This window comes from Mitsuaria sp. GD03876 (genome assembly GCF_029840635.1).
Lineage (GTDB): Bacteria > Pseudomonadota > Gammaproteobacteria > Burkholderiales > Burkholderiaceae_C > Roseateles.
On sequence record NZ_JAOCCU010000067.1, the window covers coordinates 1 to 18,536 of the forward strand.

Genomic DNA, 18,536 nt, shown 5'->3' on the forward strand with positions numbered 1-18,536 from the left:
ACACGTCCGCCGGCGCCTCGGCCTCGGCATCGGCCGGCGCGGGCTGCGCCTTGGTCCGGCCGGCGCGCTTGCGGGCCGGCTTGGTCGCTTCGGCCACCGCTGCGGCCGCCGGTTCGGGCTGGGCGACGGGCGCGGTCTCGGCCGCGGTCTCGATCGCCGCGTCGGCGCTCACGGCCGGCTCGGCCGCCGCCTCATCCGCTCTGGTCTTGCGCGCCGCCGGGCGGCGCCGTTGGGAAGTCGTCGTCATGGGAGTCCTCGTGCCGCAGCCGCGCCTCGCGCCAGCCCCGGACACTGTTGAAGATGGCGAGCGCATGCGCGCGCCGCAGATCGTCCAGGGTCAGCCGCGCCTCGCGCAGCCGGCCCTGTTCCAGCAACTCCTCGCGCAGCGTGCCGGGCAGCAGGCCGGCGTCGGCGCGCGGCGTCAGCCACGGCCCGTCCGGCGCCCGTCGCAGCGCGAGGTTGGTCAGGCAGCCCTCGGTGAGCTCGCCGTCCCGGTTGAAAAGCAGCACGTCGAAACAGTCCGCCGGCTTGGCGTCCAGGAAGGCCTGGTACACCTCGCGGCGCGTCGTCTTGTGCTGGATGAACTCGGCGTCCGCGCCGCGCGTGTCGATCGGCGCGCGCGCCAGTGCGACCGTCAACGGCGCGTCCGCCTGGCCGATATCCCCGAGGACGCCGGCCTGCGGCAGCGACTGGATCGTCTCGCCGATCGCGCCATCGCGCGCCAGCGTCAGCCGCACGCGCCAGGCGCCGCGCGGGTGGCGCCGCGCGATGTCGACCAGCCGCGCCTTGAACGCGTCGGCCGACCACGCCAGGCCGAAGTGCCGCGCGGTGCGCTGCATCCGCGCCAGGTGCCGCGCCGCGCGGGCGAACTCGCCGTCGTCCAGGCGCAGCGTCTCGAGCGCTGCCACCGGCGCCCGCGCCCGCGACAGGAAACGGGCCTTGGCGCGCCACTCGTCGATCTCGTCGGCGGGCCGCGAGTCCAGCGTGATGCCGCTGCCCACCCCGCAGCGCAGCACGCCGCCGCGCTGCTCCACCGTGCGGATCGGCACGTTGAAGGTCACCGCCCCGCCCGGCTGCAGCAGGCCCAGCGCGCCGCAGTACCAGCCGCGCGGCCCGGGCTCGAGCTCGTCGATCACCTCCATCGCGCGCTTCTTGGGCGCGCCCGTGATCGAGCCGCAGGGGAACAGCGCCGCCATCACCTCGTCCAGCGCCAGGCCCGCGCGCGTCACCGCGCCGATGGTCGAGGTCATCTGCCAGACCGTGGGCAGCGCGTGCAACTCGAACAGCCGCGGCACCCGCACCGAGCCCGTCACCGCCACGCGCGACAGGTCGTTGCGCAGCAGGTCCACGATCATGAGGTTCTCGGCGCGCTCCTTGGCGCTGGTGCGCAGGTGGGCCTGGGCGGCCTCGTCGGCGGCGCGGTCGCGCCCACGCGGCGCGGTGCCCTTCATCGGCTGCGCCGACAGCAGCCAGGTGTGGCTGGCCTGCGGCGTCTCGGGCAGCGGCCGCCAGTCGAAGAACAGCTCCGGCGACACGCTCGCGACGGTGTCGGACTCGCCCCGCAGGAACAGCGCGAACCCGCCCGGCTGCGCCGCGTGCAGCGCGAAGAAGTGCAGCACCGGATCGAAGCCGGGGGCGTCGGCGTCGGCCTCCAACCGCGCCGCGCCTCCGACAGCCCCTGCCAGTGCCGCCGCGCCGGCGCCGGCGCCGGCGCTGGCGTTGGCGCTGGCGTTGGCGCTGGCGTTGGCGCTGGCGTTGGCGTTGGCGTCGGCCTCCAACCGCGTCGTCAGGTTGACCTGGTAGCAGTCGCCGTCCCGGATGTAGGCGCGGATGCGCTCGACCTGCGCCTGTTCATCGGCGTCGTCCTGCGTGTCGCGCCAGGCACCGATCGGATGCGCGCGGGCCGCGCCGGCCGTCGCGAGTTCCTCGGGCCACGGTGCGGGCGCCTCATGCCAGACGTGGAATTCCGCCAGCGGGACGTCGCCCGCCGGCCGCGTGCGCAGCACCGGGTCGAGCGCCCCCGCCGCCTCGTAGCGCAGGCCGCCCAGCACCCAGGCGCCGGCGCGCGCCGCCGCATGCGCCAGGCGCAGCACGGCGCGCAGCCGGTCGGCATCGCGCGCGACCAGGCGCTCCGCCGGCGGCGCGAAGAAGGCGCCACGCAGGCGTTCGCCGTCCTCGCGCGCCAGCGGATGGCGCGGAAAGTCGAAAACCGCCCACAGGTCCTGGGGGCGGCGCGGGGTATCCATGGGAGCCTTCGGCGCGCGGGAGCGCGTTCGTCGTGAGGGAGCCGGAAGCGGCGCTCAGTCCAGCTTCAGGAACTGTTCGCGGTAATGGATCAGTTCGTCGACGGACTCATGGATGTCGGCCAGCGCGGTGTGCTTCTGGGCCTTCTTGAAGCCTTCCATCGCGGCGGGCTTCCAGCGGCGCGCCAGCTCCTTGAGCGTGGACACGTCAAGGTTGCGGTAGTGGAAGAAGTCTTCCAGCTTGGGCATGTAGTTGGCCAGGAAGCGGCGGTCCTGGCAGATCGAGTTGCCGCACATCGGCGACTTGCCGGCCGGCACGTAGGCCTTGAGGAAATCGATGACCTGCTGCTCGGCGTCGGCTTCGGCGATCGTGGAGGCCTTGACCCGGTCGATCAGGCCGCTCTTGCCGTGCGTGCCCTTGTTCCACGCGTCCATGCCGTCCAGCGTCGCGTCGGACTGGTGGATCGCGAAGACCGGGCCCTCGACGCGGACCTTCAGATGGGCGTCGGTGACGACGACGGCGATCTCGATGATGCGGTCCTTGTCGGGGAACAGGCCGGTCATTTCCAGGTCGATCCAGATCAGGTTCTGGTCGTTGAGCGGCAGGTCCGGATTGGTGCCGGCCATCGGCGTGGTGTCGGTGGTCATCGTGTTTGTCCTTCAGGTTGGGCGCGATTGTCGCCGAGGCGCGGGGCGACGCCCCCTCTTCTACACTTGGCGGCTATGCAGATCCCTCCCGCGGCGCTCGCCGCCGTCCCGGCGCCGTCGGCGCTGGGCCACTCCCCGCTGATGCTGACCGCCGCGTTCGTCGCGGCGGTGCTCCTGTCCTTCCTGCTCCGGCTGTGGCTGTCGTCGCGCCAGATGCGGCACGTGGCGCGCCACCGCGCCGCGGTGCCCGCCGCGTTCGTCGGCACGGTGCCGCTGTCGGCGCACCAGAAGGCGGCCGACTACACGATCGCGCGCGGCCGCTTCGGCACGCTGCACCTGGCCTGGGACACCGCGCTGCTGATCGGCTGGACGCTGCTGGGCGGGCTGGACCTGCTCAACCAGTGGGCGCTGTCGTGGCGCCCGGAGCTCGGCGACCTCGGCTACCAGCTCGCCCTGCTGACCGCCTTCGCGCTGCTGTCGGGCCTGCTGGACCTGCCCTGGACGCTCTACAACATCTTCCGGCTCGAGCAGCGCTTCGGCTTCAACCGCATGACGCTCCGGCTGTTCGTCGTCGACGGCCTCAAGGCCATGGGGATCGGCCTGGTGCTGGGCCTGCCGTTCGCCGCGCTGATCCTGTGGCTGATGGCCCAGGCCGGCGCGTTCTGGTGGCTGTGGGCCTGGGGCGCGTGGATGGCCTACACGCTGCTGATGATGGTCCTGGTGCCGCTGGTCATCGCGCCGATGTTCAACAAGTTCGAGCCGCTTCGCGACCTCGCGATGGTCCAGACCATCGACGCGCTGCTCAAGCGCTGCGGCTTCGCCTCCAGGGGGCTGTTCGTGATGGACGGCAGCAAGCGCTCGGCGCACAGCAACGCCTACTTCACCGGACTGGGCGCGGCCAAGCGGGTGGTGTTCTTCGACACGCTGCTGGCGCGGCTTGCGCCGCCGGAAATGGAGGCGGTGCTCGCGCACGAGCTCGGCCACTTCAAGCACCGCCACGTGCTCAAGCGCCTGGTGGTGTCGTTCGCGATGAGCCTGGGCGTGTTCGCGCTGCTGGGCTGGCTGAGCGGCCAGGCGGGCTTCTACCTCGGGCTGGGCGCGCGCCCGAGCCTGGACGCGCCCAACGACGCGCTGGCGCTGATGCTGATCCTGATGGCGCTGCCGGCGTTCACCTTCTTCCTGACGCCGCTGACCTCCTTCTGGTCGCGCAAGGACGAGTTCGAGGCCGACGCCTACGCCTGCGCGCACGCCAGCGGCGCCGAGCTGACCCGGGCGCTGCTCAAGCTGCACGAGGACAACGCCGGCACGCTGACGCCGGACCCGCTGTTCGCGCGCTTCTACTACTCGCACCCGCCGACCGGCGAGCGGCTCGCGGCGATCGCGGCGCTCAGCCCCGCGGCCGTGCCGGCCGGAGGCGCGGCATGAGCAAGGCGGCGCAGATCGGGCTGGTGGTGCGCGGGCACGGGCGCCATTACGTCGTCGAGGACCAGGACGGCGTGCGCGTGCACTGCCTGACCCGGGGAAAGAAGAGCGATTGCGTCGTCGGCGACCGGGTGCGCTGGGCGCGCAGCAGCGACCACGAGGGCGTGATCGAGCGGGTCGAGCCGCGGCGCAACCTGCTGTTCCGCCAGGACGAGTGGAAGACCAAGAGCTTCGCCGCCAACCTGGACCGGCTGCTGGTGCTGGTGGCGGTGGAGCCGCAGTTCTCCGAGTCGCAGCTCACCCGCGCGCTGATCGCGGCCGAGAGCGCCGGCATCGCCGCCGACATCGTGCTCAACAAGACCGACCTGGGCGGCGCCGACGCCGCGCGCGCGCGGCTGGCGCCGTACACGGCGATGGGCCAGCGGGTGCTGGAACTCAGCTTCAAGGGCCGTCCGGAGGAGGCGCGCGAGACGCTGCATCCGCTGCTGCAGGGCCAGTCGACGCTGGTGCTGGGCCCCAGCGGCACCGGCAAGAGCACGCTGATCAACCTGCTGGTGCCCGACGCGCAGGCGCAGGTGGGCGAGATCTCGCAGGCACTCAATTCGGGCCGCCACACGACCACGACGACGCAGTGGTACTGGACCGAGCCCGCGCCGGCCGACGGCCGGGCGCGTTCGGCGCTGATCGACTCGCCGGGCTTCCAGGAATTCGGCCTGCGCCAGATCGCGGCGCCGGACCTGGCGAGCTACATGCCGGACTTCAAGCCCTACCTGGGCGAATGCCGCTTCCACAACTGCAGCCACCGGCACGAGCCGGGCTGCGCGGTGCTGGTCGCGGTCGAGGCCGGGCGCATCAGCCCGTCGCGCTATCGGATCTACGACGAACTCTGGGACGAGCTCAGCGCGCCGCCGAAATACTGAGACGGCCGCTGGCCCTCACCCCTGCCCTCTCCCCGCAAGCGGGAGAGGGAGCAAGAACGCCGCCGAGGGGGCTCCCTCCCCCCGCTTGCGGGAGCGGGCGGAGTGAGGGGCGGCGGCCTCCCGCAGTCAGCGTTCCAGGCGCGGATCCGCCGGGGTGGCGTCGTGGACCTCGCGGACCTCGGCGTCGATCACCTCGCCGCGCGGCGCGCGGCCCGCGGACATGCCGCCGGCGCGGAAGGCCTGCGCGCGGAACTGCGCCGCGCGCTGGAAGGCCGCGGTCCGCAACGTCGGCTTGCGGCCGCGGATCAGGCTCCACAGCAGCACGACGCCGAAGATCACCAGCCCGGCCACGAGCACGGCCAGGAACAGCACCAGCGACGCGACCGCCAGCACGAGGCGGGCGGCGATGGCGAACAGAGTGGACAAAGCGTTCATCGGTCTTTCAAGTCGGGACGATCGCGGGTTTTCAAGTGCGGAAAAGCGGGAGCCGCGATCAGCCGCGGCCAATGAAGGGCATCTTGGTGGCCATCACCGTCAGGAACGGCACGTTGGCCGACAGCGGCAGCTCCGCCATGTAGCGCAGCGCGCTGGCGGCGTGCGCGACATCCATCACCGGCTCGACCATCGTGGCGCCGTGCGCCTGCGGCACGCCGTGCTTGAAGCGTTCGGTGAGGTCGGTTTCGGCGTTGCCGATGTCGATCTGGCCCGCGGCGATGTCGTGCTTGCGGCCGTCCAGCGCCAGCGTCTTCGTCAGCCCGGTGATCGCGTGCTTGGTCGAGGTGTAGGCGATCGAGCCCGGCCGCGGCGCATGCGCCGAGATCGAGCCGTTGTTGACGATGCGCCCGCCGCGCGGCGACTGCCGCTTCATCAGCCCGAAAGCCGCGCGGGCGCACAGGAAGCTGCCGGTCAGGTTGACGTCGACGACGGCGCGCCAGGTCTCGACGCTCAGTTCGTCGATGTCCATCGCGGGCGCGCCGCGGCCGGCGTTGTTGAACAGGAAGTCGAGCCGGCCCCAGCGGCGCTCGATCTCGGCGAACGCGGCGGCGACCTGCGCCTCGTCCGCGACGTCGGTGGGCAGCACCAGCGCGCGCTCGGGCGCCAGCGCCGCGGTCTCGCGCAGCATGTCCTCGCGGCGGCCCAGCAGCGCGACCTGCCAGCCGGCCTGCATCAGCACGTGCGCGGTGGCGCGGCCGATGCCGGAACCGGCGCCGGTCACGGCGGCGAAACGGGCGTTCAGGGGCGTGGCCGACGCGAGCGGAACGACTTCCGGGGAAGTCGTCACGTCGGCAGCGACGGGATCGAGGGCGGCGTGGGCGGAGTCCATCCCCGCATCATAGGGAGCGAGGGCAGGATCGGCAGGCCCAGGGCGGATGCCGCCGCGCGGCCTGCGCCCGCCGTGCCCAGCGGCGCCGGCCAGGACAGCCGGATGCCGTGCGCGGCCTCCAGCGCGACACCGCCCGCCCCCACCATGGTCAGCCCCGCGTCCATCGCGGGGACAGCCTGGAATTGCGCCAGCGCGCTCATCGCGCGGCCACCTGTTCGCCGTCGAACGCGCGGTCCGCGCGGCGGCCGGAGACGACCACCGTCGGCAGCGTGCGCAGCTCGCCGGCATCGCGCATCGCCGCCAGCGTCTGGCTCGACTTGCCGTTGATGACCACCGTCGGCAGGCGCTGCGGCTGCTCGGCGCGGCTGGGCAGCGCCAGCAGCAGGCCGGCGGCGATGCCGGTCGCGATCCCGATCAGCGCGGCCAGGCGCTTGGCGTTCGTGAAACGGTCGTAGCAGCGAATGGTGTTCATCGTGTTCTCCGGTGCCGCGGGGGTGGGCTTGCGGCATGGAGCGAACTGTCGCAGGGGTTAACCCCTAGCAAAAGCTTGCTGCGACCAACACATTCTTGCTAGCGACGAACTGCGCCTGCGCGCGACGAATGGCGCGCGACTTCAGGGTTTCCCCCAAACGAGGGAAGGCCCCTTCCGGGGCCCTCGTCGTGGGGATCGGGCGTCGGTCCAACGCCCTCGGCTAAGCAGCCCGAACGCGATCGGACCGTGCTCGGTCGCCCTTCAGGCGGGGATCAGCCCCCGGCCCTTGAGCATCGGCTCGACCCGCGCGTCCCGGCCGCGGAAGGCGCGGTAGGTCTCGCCCGGCTCACGGCTGTTGCCGACGGCCAGGATGTGGTCCAGCACCGATTGGGCGACCGACCGGTCGAACGGATCGCCGGCCTCGACGAAGGCCTCGAAGGCGTCGCAGTCCAGCACCTCGGCCCACAGGTAGACGTAATAGCCCGACGCGTAGGAACTGCCGGAGAACAGGTGCTGGAAGTGCGTCAGCCGATGGTTCAGGCCGATCGCCGGCGGCAGGCCCAGCCGCTCCAGCGTCTCGCGCTCGAAGGCGACCGGGTCCGGCGGCTGCGGCTGTTCCAGCGCATGGATCGCCAGGTCCACCAGCGCCGAGGCGCAGTAGCGCACCGTCTCGTAGCCCTGGTTGAAGGTGGCCGCGGCCTTCAGCCGCTCGAGCAGCGCGTCGGGCAGCGGCTCGCCCGTCTTGTAGTGCCGCGCATGGCGCTTGAGCACCACCGGCTCGGCCATCCAGTGCTCCATCAGCTGCGACGGCAGCTCGACGAAGTCGCGCAGCACCTGCGTGCCCGACAGGCGCTCGAACTCGACGTCCGACAGCAGGCCGTGCAGGCCGTGGCCGAACTCGTGGAACAGCGTGCGCACGTCGTCGAAGGACAGCAGCGTCGGTTCGCCGGGCGCGCCCTTGGCGAAGTTGTTGTTGTTCAGGATGACCGGCAGCGCGTCGATGCCGTTGCGGGCCTGCCAGCGCAGCGCGTTCATCCAGGCGCCGCTGCGCTTGGTCGGCCGCGCGAAGTTGTCCTGGATGAAGATGCCGCGCAGCGAGCCGTCCTGGCGCCGGACCTCGTGGACCTTCACGTCGGGGTGGTAGCCGGCGACCTGCGGCTGGGCGACGAAGCGCAGCCCATAGAGGCGCTCGGCGCAGTCGAACATCGCCTGCACCATCGCGTCGAGCGGGAAGTAGGGCTTGACCTCGGCCTCGTCGAGCTGGAAACGCTGCTGGCGCACCTTCTCGGCGTACCAGCGCCAGTCCCAGGCTTCGATCGCGTGGTCATGGCCGAGCTGGACGCGCACCTCGTCGAGCATCGCCCGCTCGCGCGCGGCGGCCGCCTTGGCCGGTTCCCAGACCTGGTCCAGCAGGCCCTGCACCGCCGACTGGCGGCCGGCCATCGTGTCGGCCAGCGCGTAGTCCGCGTAGCTGCGGTGGCCGTGCAGCGCGGCCTGCTCGTGGCGCAGCGCGAGCAGCTCGCGCACGAGCTCGCGGTTGTCGGTGTCGCCGGTGTCGTCGCCGCGGCCGATCCAGGCGCGCCAGGCCTGCTCGCGCAGGTCGCGGCGGTCGCTGAAGGTCAGGAAGGGCACGATCAGCGAGCGCGACAGCGTCACCACGTGCACGCCCTCCCCGGCCTGGCCGCGGTCCAGCGCCGCCTGGCGCGCGGCGGCGCGCACGAAGTCCGGCAGCCCGGCCAGCTCGGCCTCGCCGCGCAGCACCAGCTGGTAGCGGCTCTCGTCGGCCAGCACGTTCTGCGCGAAGCGGGTATTGAGCTCGGCCTGGCGTTCCATGATCGCGGCGTAGCGGGCGCGGGCCTCGCCCTGCAGCCGGGCGCCGGCGCGGACGAAGTCCAGGTGCACGCGCTCGAGCAGGCGCAGCTGCTGCGGCGTCAGGCCGAGCGCGGCGCGCTGCTCGTGCAGCGCCTCGACGCGCGCGAACAGCGCGGCGTTCAGGTAGATCGCGTTGGTGTGCGCGGCCAGCGGCGCGGCCATGCGGCGCTGCACCGCCTGCAGCTCGGGCGAGCTGGCCGAGGCGCTGAGCGTCGAGAACAGGTGCTCCAGCGCGGTCAGCGCGCGGCCGCCGCGGTCGAAGGCGGCGAGCGTGTTGTCGAAGCTGGGCGGCGCGGCCTGCGCGGCGATCGCGTCGAGCTCGGCGCGGTGCGCGGCCAGCGCGGCCTCGAAGGCGGGTTCGAAATGTCCGGCGTCGATCGCGTCGAACGGGGGCAGCCCGTAGGGGCCGGTCCAGGCGGACAGCAGGGGATTGGCGGCGCTCATCGTGTCTCCATGGAGGCCTTGGGAATCGGGCGCCGATTGTAGGAACGGCGCCGGACCGCGTTCGGTGCCGGCGCCGTTCCCGTGGCGTCGAAAGGGGCGCCGCGCGGCGCCCTCGGGGCTTACTTCTTGCCCTGTTCCTTCTTGATCGCGATCTCGTCGGCCTCGTCGTAGGCCCGGTTGCCGCACTTGAGCTTCCACTCGTTGCGCTTGTCGTTCAGGTCCTCGACGGCCTCGTTGAACTCGTCGGCCACCTTCTGGTGTTCGTCGACCTTGGCGTTGAAGGTCTTGTTGACCTCGACGCGGTCGTTGCGCGCCTTGTTGAACGCGTCGATCTTGGGCTGCAGGGCGTTGGCGCGGGTCTGGTATTCCTCCTGCTTGGCCTTGAGCTGGTCCTTCTCCATCTTGGACGCGCCGGCCTCGATCTCGGCGCCGAAGGCCTTGACCGCGTCGATCTCGCCCTTCAGGGCCGCGCCCTGGGCCTGCATGTCGGACTCGAACTTGTCGGACTCCGCCTTGGCGGCCTTCAGGTCGTCGCGCTGCTTGAGCACCACGGCCTTCTTCTTCTCCAGCTCGGCGGCCTCGGCCTCGTTCTTCTGGTTGGAGGCCATGCAGGCGCGCAGCTCGTCGCGGGTCATCAGCTTGCCCTTGCCGCCCTTGGTGGTCGCGGCGGCCGGGGCGGCCGGCTTGGCGGCGCCGGTGTTCGATTGGGCGAAGGCCAGGCCGCAGGCCAGCAGGGCCGCGACGGCCAGGGAGGTGCGAAGAGTGTTCATGTCGTCTCTCAGGTCATTGCGCCGGATGGGCGCTGTCTCGTCGGTACGGCCGGCCGGTTCGCCGGGCGGCTCGTATGCGGGTCGGCATGATGCCACGACCCGGATAATGCGCCGCTTCAGATCGTTTCCGGCCCGCGTGCAGCCCGCACGGCGGGCCGTCCACCCCGCACCGACCGCCCCAGGCGGCACACCGACCATGGCGCTCAAGGCCACCATCCACAAAGCCCAGATCCAACTCTCCGACATGGACCGCCATGTCTACGGCGAGCACGCGCTGACCGTCGCGCGCCACCCGTCCGAGACCGACGAACGCATGATGCTGCGCATCCTGGCCTTCGCGCTGCACGTGCCCGCCGACGACCTGCGCGGCCGGCTGGAGTTCAGCAAGGGCCTGTCCGACGTGGACGAGCCGCCGCTGTGGCAGCTGGACCTGACCGGCGAGGTGGTGCACTGGATCGAGCTGGGCCAGCCCGACGAGCGCCGGCTGCGCCAGGCCCACGGCCGCGCCGAGCGCGTCACCGTCATCAGCTACGCGTCCAGCACGCCGGTGTGGTGGAGCGGCATCCAGAACAAGCTGCAGCGCACGCCCAAGCTGGCGGTGTGGCAGATTCCGGCGGAGCAGGCGCAGGCGCTGGCCGCGCTGGTGGAACGCGGCATGCAGTGGCAGGTCAGCATCCAGGACGGGACGGCGTACGTCAGCACCGACAAGGGCGCCGTCGAGGTCACGCCGCAGCTGCTCAAGGAACGCGAAGAGTAAGGTCACCGTCCGATCGCCCGCGCCGCGCCGCGGGCCCGTGCCAACAAGGAGTCCGTCGTGCCGTCATCCGTCCCGAGCCCTTCCCTCGACACCGCCGCCGCCGCGGACGATCCGTTCCTCTGGCTCGAGGCGCTGGACGGCGACGAGGGCGAGCGCGCGCTGCAGTGGGTGCGCGAGCGCAACGACGCCACGATGGCGGCGCTGAAGGCGGAACCCGAGTTCGAGCCGCTGCGCGAGGAACTGCTGCAGATCCTCAACGCCCGCGACCGCATCCCGCATGTCGCGCGGCGCGGCGACTGGTTCTACAACCTGTGGCAGGACGACGCCCATCCGCGCGGCCTGTGGCGGCGCTGCACGCTGGAGGAGTACCAGCTGGCCGAGCCGCCCTGGCGCCTGGTGCTGGACCTGGACGCGCTGGGCCGCGACGAGGGCCGCAGCTGGGTCTTCCACGGCGCGATCGCGCTGGCGCCCGAGTACCGCCGCTGCCTGGTGTCGCTGTCCGACGGCGGCGCCGACGCGCATGAGCTGCGCGAATTCGACCTCGAGACGCTGCGCTTCATCCCGCCGGCCGACGGCGGCTTCTTCGTGCCCGAGGCCAAGAGCGACGTCGAGTGGCAGGACGCCGACACGCTGCTGGTGGGCAGCGACTTCGGGCCGGATTCGCTGACCGACTCGGGTTATCCGCGCCAGATCCGGCGCTGGCCGCGCGGCACGCCGCTCGAGGCGGCGCCGGTGATCTTCGAGGGCGACCCGCACGACGTGTCGGTGACGGTGTCGGTGGACCGCACGCCGGGGCACGAGCGCATCGTCTTCAGCCGCGAACTGGACTTCTACAACCAGCGGCGCTTCCTGTGGAAGGACGGCGAGTTCGTCCTGATCGACCTGCCCTCCGACATGAGCGTGCACCTGGAGGGCCCGTGGATGCTGCTGCGTCCGCGCACCGACTGGCACATCCCGCACGGCCCGACCTATCCGTCGGGGTCGCTGCTGCTGATGGAGGAGGCGGCGTTCTGGAAGAACGAGCGCCACGACAAGCACATCCGGGTCATGTTCTCGCCGACGGCGGGCCGCTCGCTCGAGGACTACACGCTGACGCGGCACCACCTGCTGCTCAACGTGAGCGAGCACGTCGCCAGCCGGCTCGAGGAGTGGGACCTCTCCCACCGCACGCCGGTGCTGCGCCAGGTCAAGGCGCCCTTCCCCGGCACGCTGAGCGTGCAGAGCCTGCACGACCCGGAGCTGCGCGAGGACCCGCTAGGCGACCGCTACCTGCTGCACTACTGCGACTTCCTGACGCCGGACATCGTCTGCCTGGCCAGCGCCGGCACCGACGCGCGCGAGACGCTCAAGCAGCGCGGCGCGCAGTTCGACGCGCACGGCATGGCGGTCGAGCAGCGCTTCGCCACCAGCGCGGACGGCGAGAGCATTCCCTACTTCGTCATCGGCAAGCCGGGCCGCGGCGCGGAGACGCCCACGCTGCTCTACGGCTACGGCGGCTTCGAGATTTCGCTGCAGCCGTGGTACTCGGGCGGCAACGGCCGGGCGTGGCTGGCGCGCGGCGGACGGCTGGTGGTGGCCAACATCCGGGGCGGCGGCGAGTACGGCCCGCGCTGGCACCAGGCCGCGACGCTGACGCACAAGCAGCGCAGCTTCGACGACTTCATCGCGGTGGCGGAGGACCTGGTCGCGCAGGGCCTGACCACGCCGGCGCGGCTCGGGATCATGGGCGGCAGCAACGGCGGGCTGCTGGTGGGCGCGTGCATGGTGCAGAGGCCGGAGCTGTTCGGCGCGGTCGTGTGCCAGGTGCCGCTGCTGGACATGAAGCGCTATCACCTGCTGCTCGCGGGCGCGTCGTGGATCGCGGAGTACGGCGATCCGGACGAGGCGGAGGATTGGGCGGTCCTCGCCGCGTACAGCCCGTACCAGCAGCTCAAGCCGGGCGTGACGTATCCGAGGGCGCTCTTCGCCACGTCGACGCGCGATGACCGCGTGCATCCCGGCCACGCGAGGAAAATGGCGGCTCGCATGCTTGCGTTGGGGCAGGCGTGTTTCTATTACGAAAACATCGAGGGCGGCCATGGCGGCGCGGCGGACAACCGCCAGCGGGCGCTGTTGCAAGCCCTGGAGTTCAGCTACTTGTGGCGACAACTCGGCAGGGAGGCCCAGAGTGGAGACGCAGCGTGAATATCGTCATCCAGCATCATCCCGACGCGAGATGCTTCCTTGCGCAGCCGCAACCCGGACTGCAATGCCGGCTGGACTATGAGCGCCACGGCGAACAGCTGATCATCACGCACACCGGCGTGCCGGCGCAGTTGCGTGGGCAGGGCCTGGCCGCGGCGCTGGTGGAGACGGCGGCGCGCTGGCTGGCGGAGTTCCCGCTGCAGCTGGTGCCGGGCTGCAGCTACGTGCGGCACTGGCTGCTGCGCCACCCGCGATGGCAGCGATTGCTGACGCCCGCGCCGGCGCAACGGGTGCTCAACGAGTGGTTCGGCCAGCCCGGCGGCGAGCAGGATGGCCAGGTCCTGATGAAGTGGTTCAAGAAGGACGAGGCTTTCGACGCCGTGCTGCGCGAGCGTTTCGGCGCGACGGTCGCGCAGGCGCTGCGCGGCGAACTGCGCGACTGGGACATGACGCCCTGGGGTGCGCTGGCGCGCATCGTGGTGCTGGACCAGTTCACGCGCAACATCCATCGCGACACGCCGCAGGCGTTCGCGGGCGACGCGCTGGCGCTGGAGGCCGCGCTGGCGCTACTGCCGCGCGCGCAGGACCTGGGCGTCCTGGAGCGTTGGTTCGCGACGATGCCGCTGGAGCATGCCGAGGATCTGTCGATGCAGGACCGCAGCGTGGCGGCCTTCGAGGCGCTGGCCGCCGAAGACGCCCGCCTCGAGGACGCCTTGGACTACGCACGCCGTCACCGCGACGTGATCGTCCGATTCGGCCGTTACCCGCACCGCAACGAGATCCTGGGCCGCCCCAGCACGCCAGAGGAGTTGGAGTTCCTGAAGCAACCGGGCTCGCGCTTCTGACTGCACTCGGGCAGGGCCGGGGCAGGCGACGAAGTCGTGCCGTCCTAACTGACTGGGCGCGTTCTGTTTGACCGAAGCGAGCCGCAGGTGAGCGCAGGGAGTTGAGCGCCGAGGCACGACGGGAGTCGCCTGCCCCGGCACTGTCCGAGTGCGCGCCTTACTTGGCCTCTTGTTCCTGAAGCAACCGCCACATCACCTTCCCCGACCCGGATTTCGGCAGGTTGTCGACGAACTGCACGATGCGCGGTGCCTTATAGGCGGCCATGTGTTCGTGAGCCCAATCGAGGATGTCCTTGTCGGTGGTCTTGCCCTTGGCTTCCGCGCGGAGCACGACGACGGCCTTGACGGTTTCCCCGCGATAGGCGTCCTTGGCGGCGATCACGCAGGCTTCCTGGACCGCCGGATGCCGATACAGCAGCATCTCGACTTCCGACGGCCAGACCTTGTAGCCGCTCGCGTTGATCATTCGCTTGAGCCGGTCGGTGATGAAGAAGTAGCCCTCTTCGTCCATGCGCCCGAGGTCACCGGTGCGGAAGAAGCGTTTGCCGTCGAGTTCGACGAAGGCGGCGTCGGTGGCGTCGGGCTGACGCCAATAGCCTTGGAACACCATGGGCCCGTGGGTGATGATTTCGCCCACCTCGCCGACGGGGAGTTCCTCGAGGGTGGTCGGGTCGACGATGCGCGCGTCGACGCCGAAGATGGGGATGCCGAGGCACTGGAGCTTGGCGCGCTCCGGCGGATTGCCGTGACTGGGCGCGGCGGTTTCGGTGAGTCCGTAGCCTTCGGCGAAGGTCAGCCCGAATTCTTGCTGGAGCCGTTCGGCGACGGCCTTGGGCATGGCCGCGCCGCCGCCGCTGAGGTAGCGCAGGCTCGTGAGGTCGAAGCTCTTGTAGTTGGGGCTGGCGAACAGGTCGATGATCATCGTCGGGATGCAGGTCCAGTGCGTGACCTGGTGACGGGAGATCAGGCGGCCGCAGAGCTCGCGGTCCCAGCGCGGCATGATCACCATCGTCATGCCGATGAACACGGGGCCCAGGACGCCGTAGAGCGTGCCGGTGATGTGGAACATCGGCACCACGGCCAGGCCGACGGATTCGGCGCTGGCATAGCCCCACTGGCAGCCGCCGCAGCTGTTGGCCATCAACGTGGCGTTGGTGTGCATGCAGCCCTTGGGCAGGCCGGTGGTGCCGGAGGTGTAGGGCAGCATCGCCAGGTCGTCCGGTCCCGCGGTGTGCGGACCGGGCGCATGGCCGGCGCCGATCGCGTCGCGCCAGTCGATCGCCCCGGCCGGGAGTTCGTGACGCGCGGTCAGCCAGGCGCGCATCGCCTCGGGCGCATCGCAGGCGGGATCGGGGCCGTCGGCCGGCAGCATCTGCCAGTACTGGGTGACCAGCACCGCGCGCGGGCGCTGCGCGTCGGGCAGCTTGACGGCGGCCTTGTCCACGATGCCGGCGAGCTCGCCGCTGCAGATCACGACCTTGGTTTCGGGATCGGTCAGGTAATGGCCGAACTCGTCCTCGCGGTTCATCGGATTGACCGGCACCACCACCGCGTCGGCCCGGTTGATCGCGTAGAAGGCGATCAGGTACTGCGGGCAGTTCTGCATGAACAGCGCCACGCGGTCGCCCTTGCCCACGCCCTGCGCCCGCAGCCAGCCAGCGAGCGCCTCGGCCTGGCGGCGCATCTCACGGTAGCTCAGCGTCGCGCCGAGGAACTGCGTGGCCGCCTTGTCCGGATGACGCGTCGCCGACACCTCGAGGTTGAACCACAGCGAGGTCCGCGGGATCGACAGCCGCCGCGGCAGCCGGGCCGGCCAGTGGCTGTGCTGGACATCGGCGTTCTCGGGACGAGGGGTGACCACGCGCGTCATCGGTGCTGTCTCCTGGCTGTTGTCTGTCGTCCGGCCGGATCTTCTGTCCGTGCCGGCGGTGGCCTTGTCTCTCCTGCGACAGCGGGGCCGCCGGTCCGCTGTGGCATAAACGACACTCGTCCCCGGCATTGGGGTGGTCCCGGACATGCTCCGCCCGGGTCCCCCGCGTAGCATGCGGACTTTCACCAATGCCCATGCGGCGCCCGCCCCTTCCCTGCTGGGCGCCGGCGCGCGGCCGGGCCCCGTCCTTCCCGTTCATGCCGACCGCGCGCCGTACCGCCCTGAAGGGGCTGCTGACCTGTTTGCTGGCCCTCGGACCGGCCGCCACCGCCCCCGTCTGGGCGATCCCCGCCGACGCGCCGCTGGAGCTTCCCGCCGGTCCCGTGGTGCTGACCGTCGGCGGCGCGCTGCGCAACGCCAATCGTGACGGTCGCGCGGCCTTCGACATGGCGATGCTCGAGAAGCTCCCGCAGGTCAGCTTCAGCACCCAGACGCCCTGGTACCCGGCGCCGCGCAAGTTCACCGGCCCGCTGCTGCGCGACGTGCTCGCCGCGGCCGGCGCGCAGGGCCGCACGATCGAGGCCCGCGCGCTCAACGACTACCGCGTCAGCATCCCGATGGCTGACAGCCAGCGCTACGACGTGATCGTCGCGCGGCTGCTCGACGACAAGCCGATGGCGGTGCGCGACAAGGGCCCGCTGTTCCTGATCTACCCGTTCGATCGCGCGCCCGAGCTGCGCAACAGCGTGTTCTACGGCCGCTCCGCGTGGCAGCTGACCCACCTGGAGCTGCGCTGACCATGTCGCGCGAGGCCTCCCGCAACGTCGCCGCCAAGCAGCGCCGCTGGCGCCTGGGCATCGCGGCCATGGGCCTGTTGCTGGTGATCACGCTGGCGGGCGTGGCCTGGCTGCAGGCGCGCCAGTACGAGGCGCTCAACGGCACGCGGCGCTACCAGGACGATTACCTGGTCTGGAGCCTGTTCCAGTTCGAGACCGAGTACCTGAAGCTGCGCCTGGCGCTGGAGCAGGCCGCGGGGCCCAGCGTCGCGGTCGACCCCGACCAGGTCGCGCAACGCTACGAGATCTTCGTCAGCCGGCTCAACCTGGTCGAGAGCGAGCACGCGGCCCTGGTGCTGGCGCACCACCCCGACTACCAGCGCACGGTGGCGCGCACGCAGGACTTCGTCCGCTGGGCCGACGCGCTGCCGCTCAACGGCGCGCTGATCCGCGACCATCCCGAGCGGCTGCGCGAGATCGTCGACCGGCTCGAGCCGCTGGCCGATCCGATCCGCGAGCTGTCGCTGACCTCCACCCACCATGTCGCCGAGGACGTCACCCAGCGCAACGAGATCGTGCGCCGCCAGAGCCGCGTGAGCCTGGCGCTGACGGCGGCGCTGTCGGCGATGACGCTGCTGTTCGCCGCCGTCATCTACCGGCAGTTCCGCGGCCTGGAGCGCTACGGCGACAAGCAGAAGGCGCTGGCCGCGCGGCTCAACGACGCGCAGCGCGAGGCCGATGCCGCCAATCGCGCCAAGACGGTGTTCCTGGCCAACATGAGCCACGAGCTGCGCACGCCGCTGCAGGGCCTGCTGGGCATGCTGGGGCTGATCAAGGAAGCGCCGCTGACGACCGCGCAGCAGGACCAGCTCAAGGCCGCCAACGACTGCGCGCGGCATCTGCTGGCGGTGCTGGGCGACATCCTGGACGTGACGCGGATGGAGGCCGGCGGCCTGTCGATCGCGCCGGAGCCGCTGCAGCTCGGCGCGCTGGTCAGGGAGCTGGAAGCGCTGAGCCGGCCGCAGGCGGCGGCCAAGGGGTTGTCGCTGCACTTCGGCATCGACGACGACGTGCCCGGCTGGGTGCTGGCCGATCCGACGCGGCTGCGCCAGATCCTGCTGAACCTGCTCAGCAACGCGCTCAAGTTCTGCGACCGCGGCCAGGTCGGCTGCCGGCTGCAGCGCGGCATCGGCGCGCTGGGCGAGGACCTGCTGCTGGTCGAGGTCAGCGACACCGGCCCCGGCATCGACGCGCCGACGCTGGCCCGGCTGTTCCAGCGCTTCAGCCAGGGCGACGCGAGCACCTCGCGCCGGCATGGCGGCGCGGGGCTGGGGCTGGAGATCTCGCGCCGGCTCGCCCGGGCGATGGGCGGCGACATCCAGGTGCAGAGCGCGCCCGGCCAGGGCGCCCGGTTCACGCTCGCGCTGCCGCTGCGCGCGGGCGCGGACCTGCCGGCGCAGCGACTGGGCCGGCGCGGCGAGGCGGCCGTCCCGGCGGCGCCCGTCGAGACGGCGCCGGCCTCTCCCGACGCCGACGCGCCGGCGGCCAGCCTGCGCATCCTGGTCAGCGAGGACAACCCGACCAACCGCATCGTCATCGAGGCGATGCTGGAGCGGCTCGGCCATCGGGCCACGCTGTGCGAGAACGGCCTGCAGGCCCTGCAGGCGCTGCGGCATCAGCCCTTCGACGCGGTGCTGATGGACCTCCACACGCCGCAGATGGACGGCTTCGAGGCGACGCGCCAGATGCGGGAGTTGCCGGCCCCGCGCGGGCGGCTGCCGATCATCGCGTTGTCGGCCGACGCGTTCGAGGAGTCGCGCCGCAAGGCCGACGAGGCCGGCATCAGCGCCTTCCTCTCCAAGCCGGTCGAGTTGGAGACGCTGCGCGCCTGCCTGCAGCAGTTCGCGCCGTCACGCGCGCGGCCCGAGGCGGCCTGAGCCGCGAAGGGCGGACACCCGCTGTCGCGGGCGCCACGGGCTTCCAATGACC

16 protein-coding genes are annotated in these 18,536 nt (G+C 71.5%); 7 read left to right on the forward strand and 9 right to left on the reverse strand.

Annotated features, from left to right (window positions below; genetic code table 11):
- Positions 1–191 precede the first annotated feature (191 nt).
- Both N5D62_RS26545 and orn read right to left on the reverse strand, forming a co-directional pair.
- On the reverse strand, positions 192–2,246 hold the full coding sequence (locus N5D62_RS26545) for a chorismate-binding protein (protein WP_279761055.1): 2,055 nt from the start codon (positions 2,244–2,246) through the stop codon (positions 192–194).
- Between the two features lie 54 nt (positions 2,247–2,300).
- Positions 2,301–2,891: an oligoribonuclease gene (gene orn, locus N5D62_RS26550; protein WP_279761056.1), complete on the reverse strand. Its 591-nt coding sequence runs from the start codon at positions 2,889–2,891 to the stop codon at positions 2,301–2,303.
- Between the two features lie 141 nt (positions 2,892–3,032).
- On the opposite strand from orn, the gene N5D62_RS26555 reads away from it, so the two are divergent.
- On the forward strand, positions 3,033–4,316 hold the full coding sequence (locus N5D62_RS26555; protein WP_279761087.1) for a M48 family metallopeptidase: 1,284 nt from the start codon (positions 3,033–3,035) through the stop codon (positions 4,314–4,316).
- Positions 4,313–5,233, forward strand: coding sequence for a ribosome small subunit-dependent GTPase A (gene rsgA / locus N5D62_RS26560; RefSeq protein ID WP_279761059.1), 921 nt, complete (start codon positions 4,313–4,315; stop codon positions 5,231–5,233). The genes N5D62_RS26555 and rsgA overlap by 4 nt, the downstream gene beginning before the upstream one ends.
- Before the next feature lie 126 nt (positions 5,234–5,359).
- Here rsgA and N5D62_RS26565 read toward each other — a convergent pair whose 3' ends face one another.
- The 6 genes from N5D62_RS26565 to N5D62_RS26590 all read right to left on the reverse strand — a co-directional run bounded on the left by N5D62_RS26565 (position 5,360) and on the right by N5D62_RS26590 (position 10,115).
- Positions 5,360–5,668, reverse strand: coding sequence for a hypothetical protein (locus tag N5D62_RS26565; RefSeq protein WP_279761061.1), 309 nt, complete (start codon positions 5,666–5,668; stop codon positions 5,360–5,362).
- 58 nt (positions 5,669–5,726) lie between these two features.
- A complete protein-coding gene (locus N5D62_RS26570; protein WP_279761062.1) occupies positions 5,727–6,557 on the reverse strand; it encodes an SDR family NAD(P)-dependent oxidoreductase in 831 nt (276 codons plus the stop codon).
- A complete protein-coding gene (locus tag N5D62_RS26575) occupies positions 6,512–6,757 on the reverse strand; it encodes a hypothetical protein (RefSeq protein WP_279761064.1) in 246 nt (81 codons plus the stop codon). Before N5D62_RS26575 ends, N5D62_RS26570 begins: the two co-directional genes overlap by 46 nt.
- Positions 6,754–7,029 carry a hypothetical protein gene (locus tag N5D62_RS26580; RefSeq protein ID WP_279761065.1) on the reverse strand — a complete coding sequence of 92 codons (276 nt, stop codon included), beginning with the start codon at positions 7,027–7,029 and terminating at the stop codon, positions 6,754–6,756. Before N5D62_RS26580 ends, N5D62_RS26575 begins: the two co-directional genes overlap by 4 nt.
- A gap of 261 nt (positions 7,030–7,290) precedes the next feature.
- The gene (locus tag N5D62_RS26585) at positions 7,291–9,345 is read right to left on the reverse strand and encodes a M3 family metallopeptidase (RefSeq protein WP_279761067.1); all 2,055 of its coding nucleotides are present in this window, start codon (positions 9,343–9,345) and stop codon (positions 7,291–7,293) included.
- Between the two features lie 119 nt (positions 9,346–9,464).
- Entirely contained in the window at positions 9,465–10,115 is a 651-nt protein-coding gene (locus N5D62_RS26590) for a hypothetical protein (protein ID WP_279761068.1), read from the reverse strand.
- A gap of 196 nt (positions 10,116–10,311) precedes the next feature.
- Here N5D62_RS26590 and N5D62_RS26595 point away from each other — a divergent pair, with 196 nt between their 5' ends.
- The 3 genes from N5D62_RS26595 to N5D62_RS26605 are packed head-to-tail and all read left to right on the forward strand — an operon-like array spanning position 10,312 to position 13,901.
- A complete protein-coding gene (locus N5D62_RS26595; protein ID WP_279761070.1) occupies positions 10,312–10,872 on the forward strand; it encodes a YaeQ family protein in 561 nt (186 codons plus the stop codon).
- Positions 10,873–10,929: 57 nt separating this feature from the next.
- On the forward strand, positions 10,930–13,056 hold the full coding sequence (locus N5D62_RS26600; RefSeq protein ID WP_279761072.1) for a prolyl oligopeptidase family serine peptidase: 2,127 nt from the start codon (positions 10,930–10,932) through the stop codon (positions 13,054–13,056).
- On the forward strand, positions 13,053–13,901 hold the full coding sequence (locus N5D62_RS26605; RefSeq protein WP_279761074.1) for a DUF924 family protein: 849 nt from the start codon (positions 13,053–13,055) through the stop codon (positions 13,899–13,901). Before N5D62_RS26600 ends, N5D62_RS26605 begins: the two co-directional genes overlap by 4 nt.
- Before the next feature lie 157 nt (positions 13,902–14,058).
- On the opposite strand, the gene N5D62_RS26610 is transcribed toward N5D62_RS26605, so the two are convergent.
- Complete coding sequence (locus tag N5D62_RS26610) at positions 14,059–15,771, reverse strand: long-chain fatty acid--CoA ligase (protein WP_279761075.1); 1,713 nt, start codon at positions 15,769–15,771, stop codon at positions 14,059–14,061.
- A gap of 257 nt (positions 15,772–16,028) precedes the next feature.
- Between N5D62_RS26610 and N5D62_RS26615 the strand changes: the two genes are divergently transcribed.
- Together N5D62_RS26615 and N5D62_RS26620 are read left to right on the forward strand one after the other, a co-directional pair.
- Positions 16,029–16,568, forward strand: a complete 540-nt coding sequence (locus tag N5D62_RS26615) for a molybdopterin-dependent oxidoreductase (protein ID WP_279761076.1) — start codon at positions 16,029–16,031, stop codon at positions 16,566–16,568.
- 2 nt (positions 16,569–16,570) lie between these two features.
- Positions 16,571–18,484: an ATP-binding protein gene (locus N5D62_RS26620; protein ID WP_279761077.1), complete on the forward strand. Its 1,914-nt coding sequence runs from the start codon at positions 16,571–16,573 to the stop codon at positions 18,482–18,484.
- The last annotated feature ends 52 nt before the right edge of the window (positions 18,485–18,536 follow it).

What these genes read in the sequence shown, in the direction of transcription:
- N5D62_RS26545 (WP_279761055.1), bottom strand. Translation starts at nt 2,246, where the DNA reads ATGGATACCCCGCGCCGCCCCCAGGACCTGTGGGCGGTTTTCGACTTT.
- orn (WP_279761056.1), bottom strand. Translation starts at nt 2,891, where the DNA reads ATGACCACCGACACCACGCCGATGGCCGGCACCAATCCGGACCTGCCG.
- N5D62_RS26555 (WP_279761087.1), top strand. Translation starts at nt 3,033, where the DNA reads ATGCTGACCGCCGCGTTCGTCGCGGCGGTGCTCCTGTCCTTCCTGCTC.
- rsgA (WP_279761059.1), top strand. Translation starts at nt 4,313, where the DNA reads ATGAGCAAGGCGGCGCAGATCGGGCTGGTGGTGCGCGGGCACGGGCGC.
- N5D62_RS26565 (WP_279761061.1), bottom strand. Translation starts at nt 5,668, where the DNA reads ATGAACGCTTTGTCCACTCTGTTCGCCATCGCCGCCCGCCTCGTGCTG.
- N5D62_RS26570 (WP_279761062.1), bottom strand. Translation starts at nt 6,557, where the DNA reads ATGGACTCCGCCCACGCCGCCCTCGATCCCGTCGCTGCCGACGTGACG.
- N5D62_RS26575 (WP_279761064.1), bottom strand. Translation starts at nt 6,757, where the DNA reads ATGAGCGCGCTGGCGCAATTCCAGGCTGTCCCCGCGATGGACGCGGGG.
- N5D62_RS26580 (WP_279761065.1), bottom strand. Translation starts at nt 7,029, where the DNA reads ATGAACACCATTCGCTGCTACGACCGTTTCACGAACGCCAAGCGCCTG.
- N5D62_RS26585 (WP_279761067.1), bottom strand. Translation starts at nt 9,345, where the DNA reads ATGAGCGCCGCCAATCCCCTGCTGTCCGCCTGGACCGGCCCCTACGGG.
- N5D62_RS26590 (WP_279761068.1), bottom strand. Translation starts at nt 10,115, where the DNA reads ATGAACACTCTTCGCACCTCCCTGGCCGTCGCGGCCCTGCTGGCCTGC.
- N5D62_RS26595 (WP_279761070.1), top strand. Translation starts at nt 10,312, where the DNA reads ATGGCGCTCAAGGCCACCATCCACAAAGCCCAGATCCAACTCTCCGAC.
- N5D62_RS26610 (WP_279761075.1), bottom strand. Translation starts at nt 15,771, where the DNA reads ATGACGCGCGTGGTCACCCCTCGTCCCGAGAACGCCGATGTCCAGCAC.
- N5D62_RS26615 (WP_279761076.1), top strand. Translation starts at nt 16,029, where the DNA reads ATGCCGACCGCGCGCCGTACCGCCCTGAAGGGGCTGCTGACCTGTTTG.
- N5D62_RS26620 (WP_279761077.1), top strand. Translation starts at nt 16,571, where the DNA reads ATGTCGCGCGAGGCCTCCCGCAACGTCGCCGCCAAGCAGCGCCGCTGG.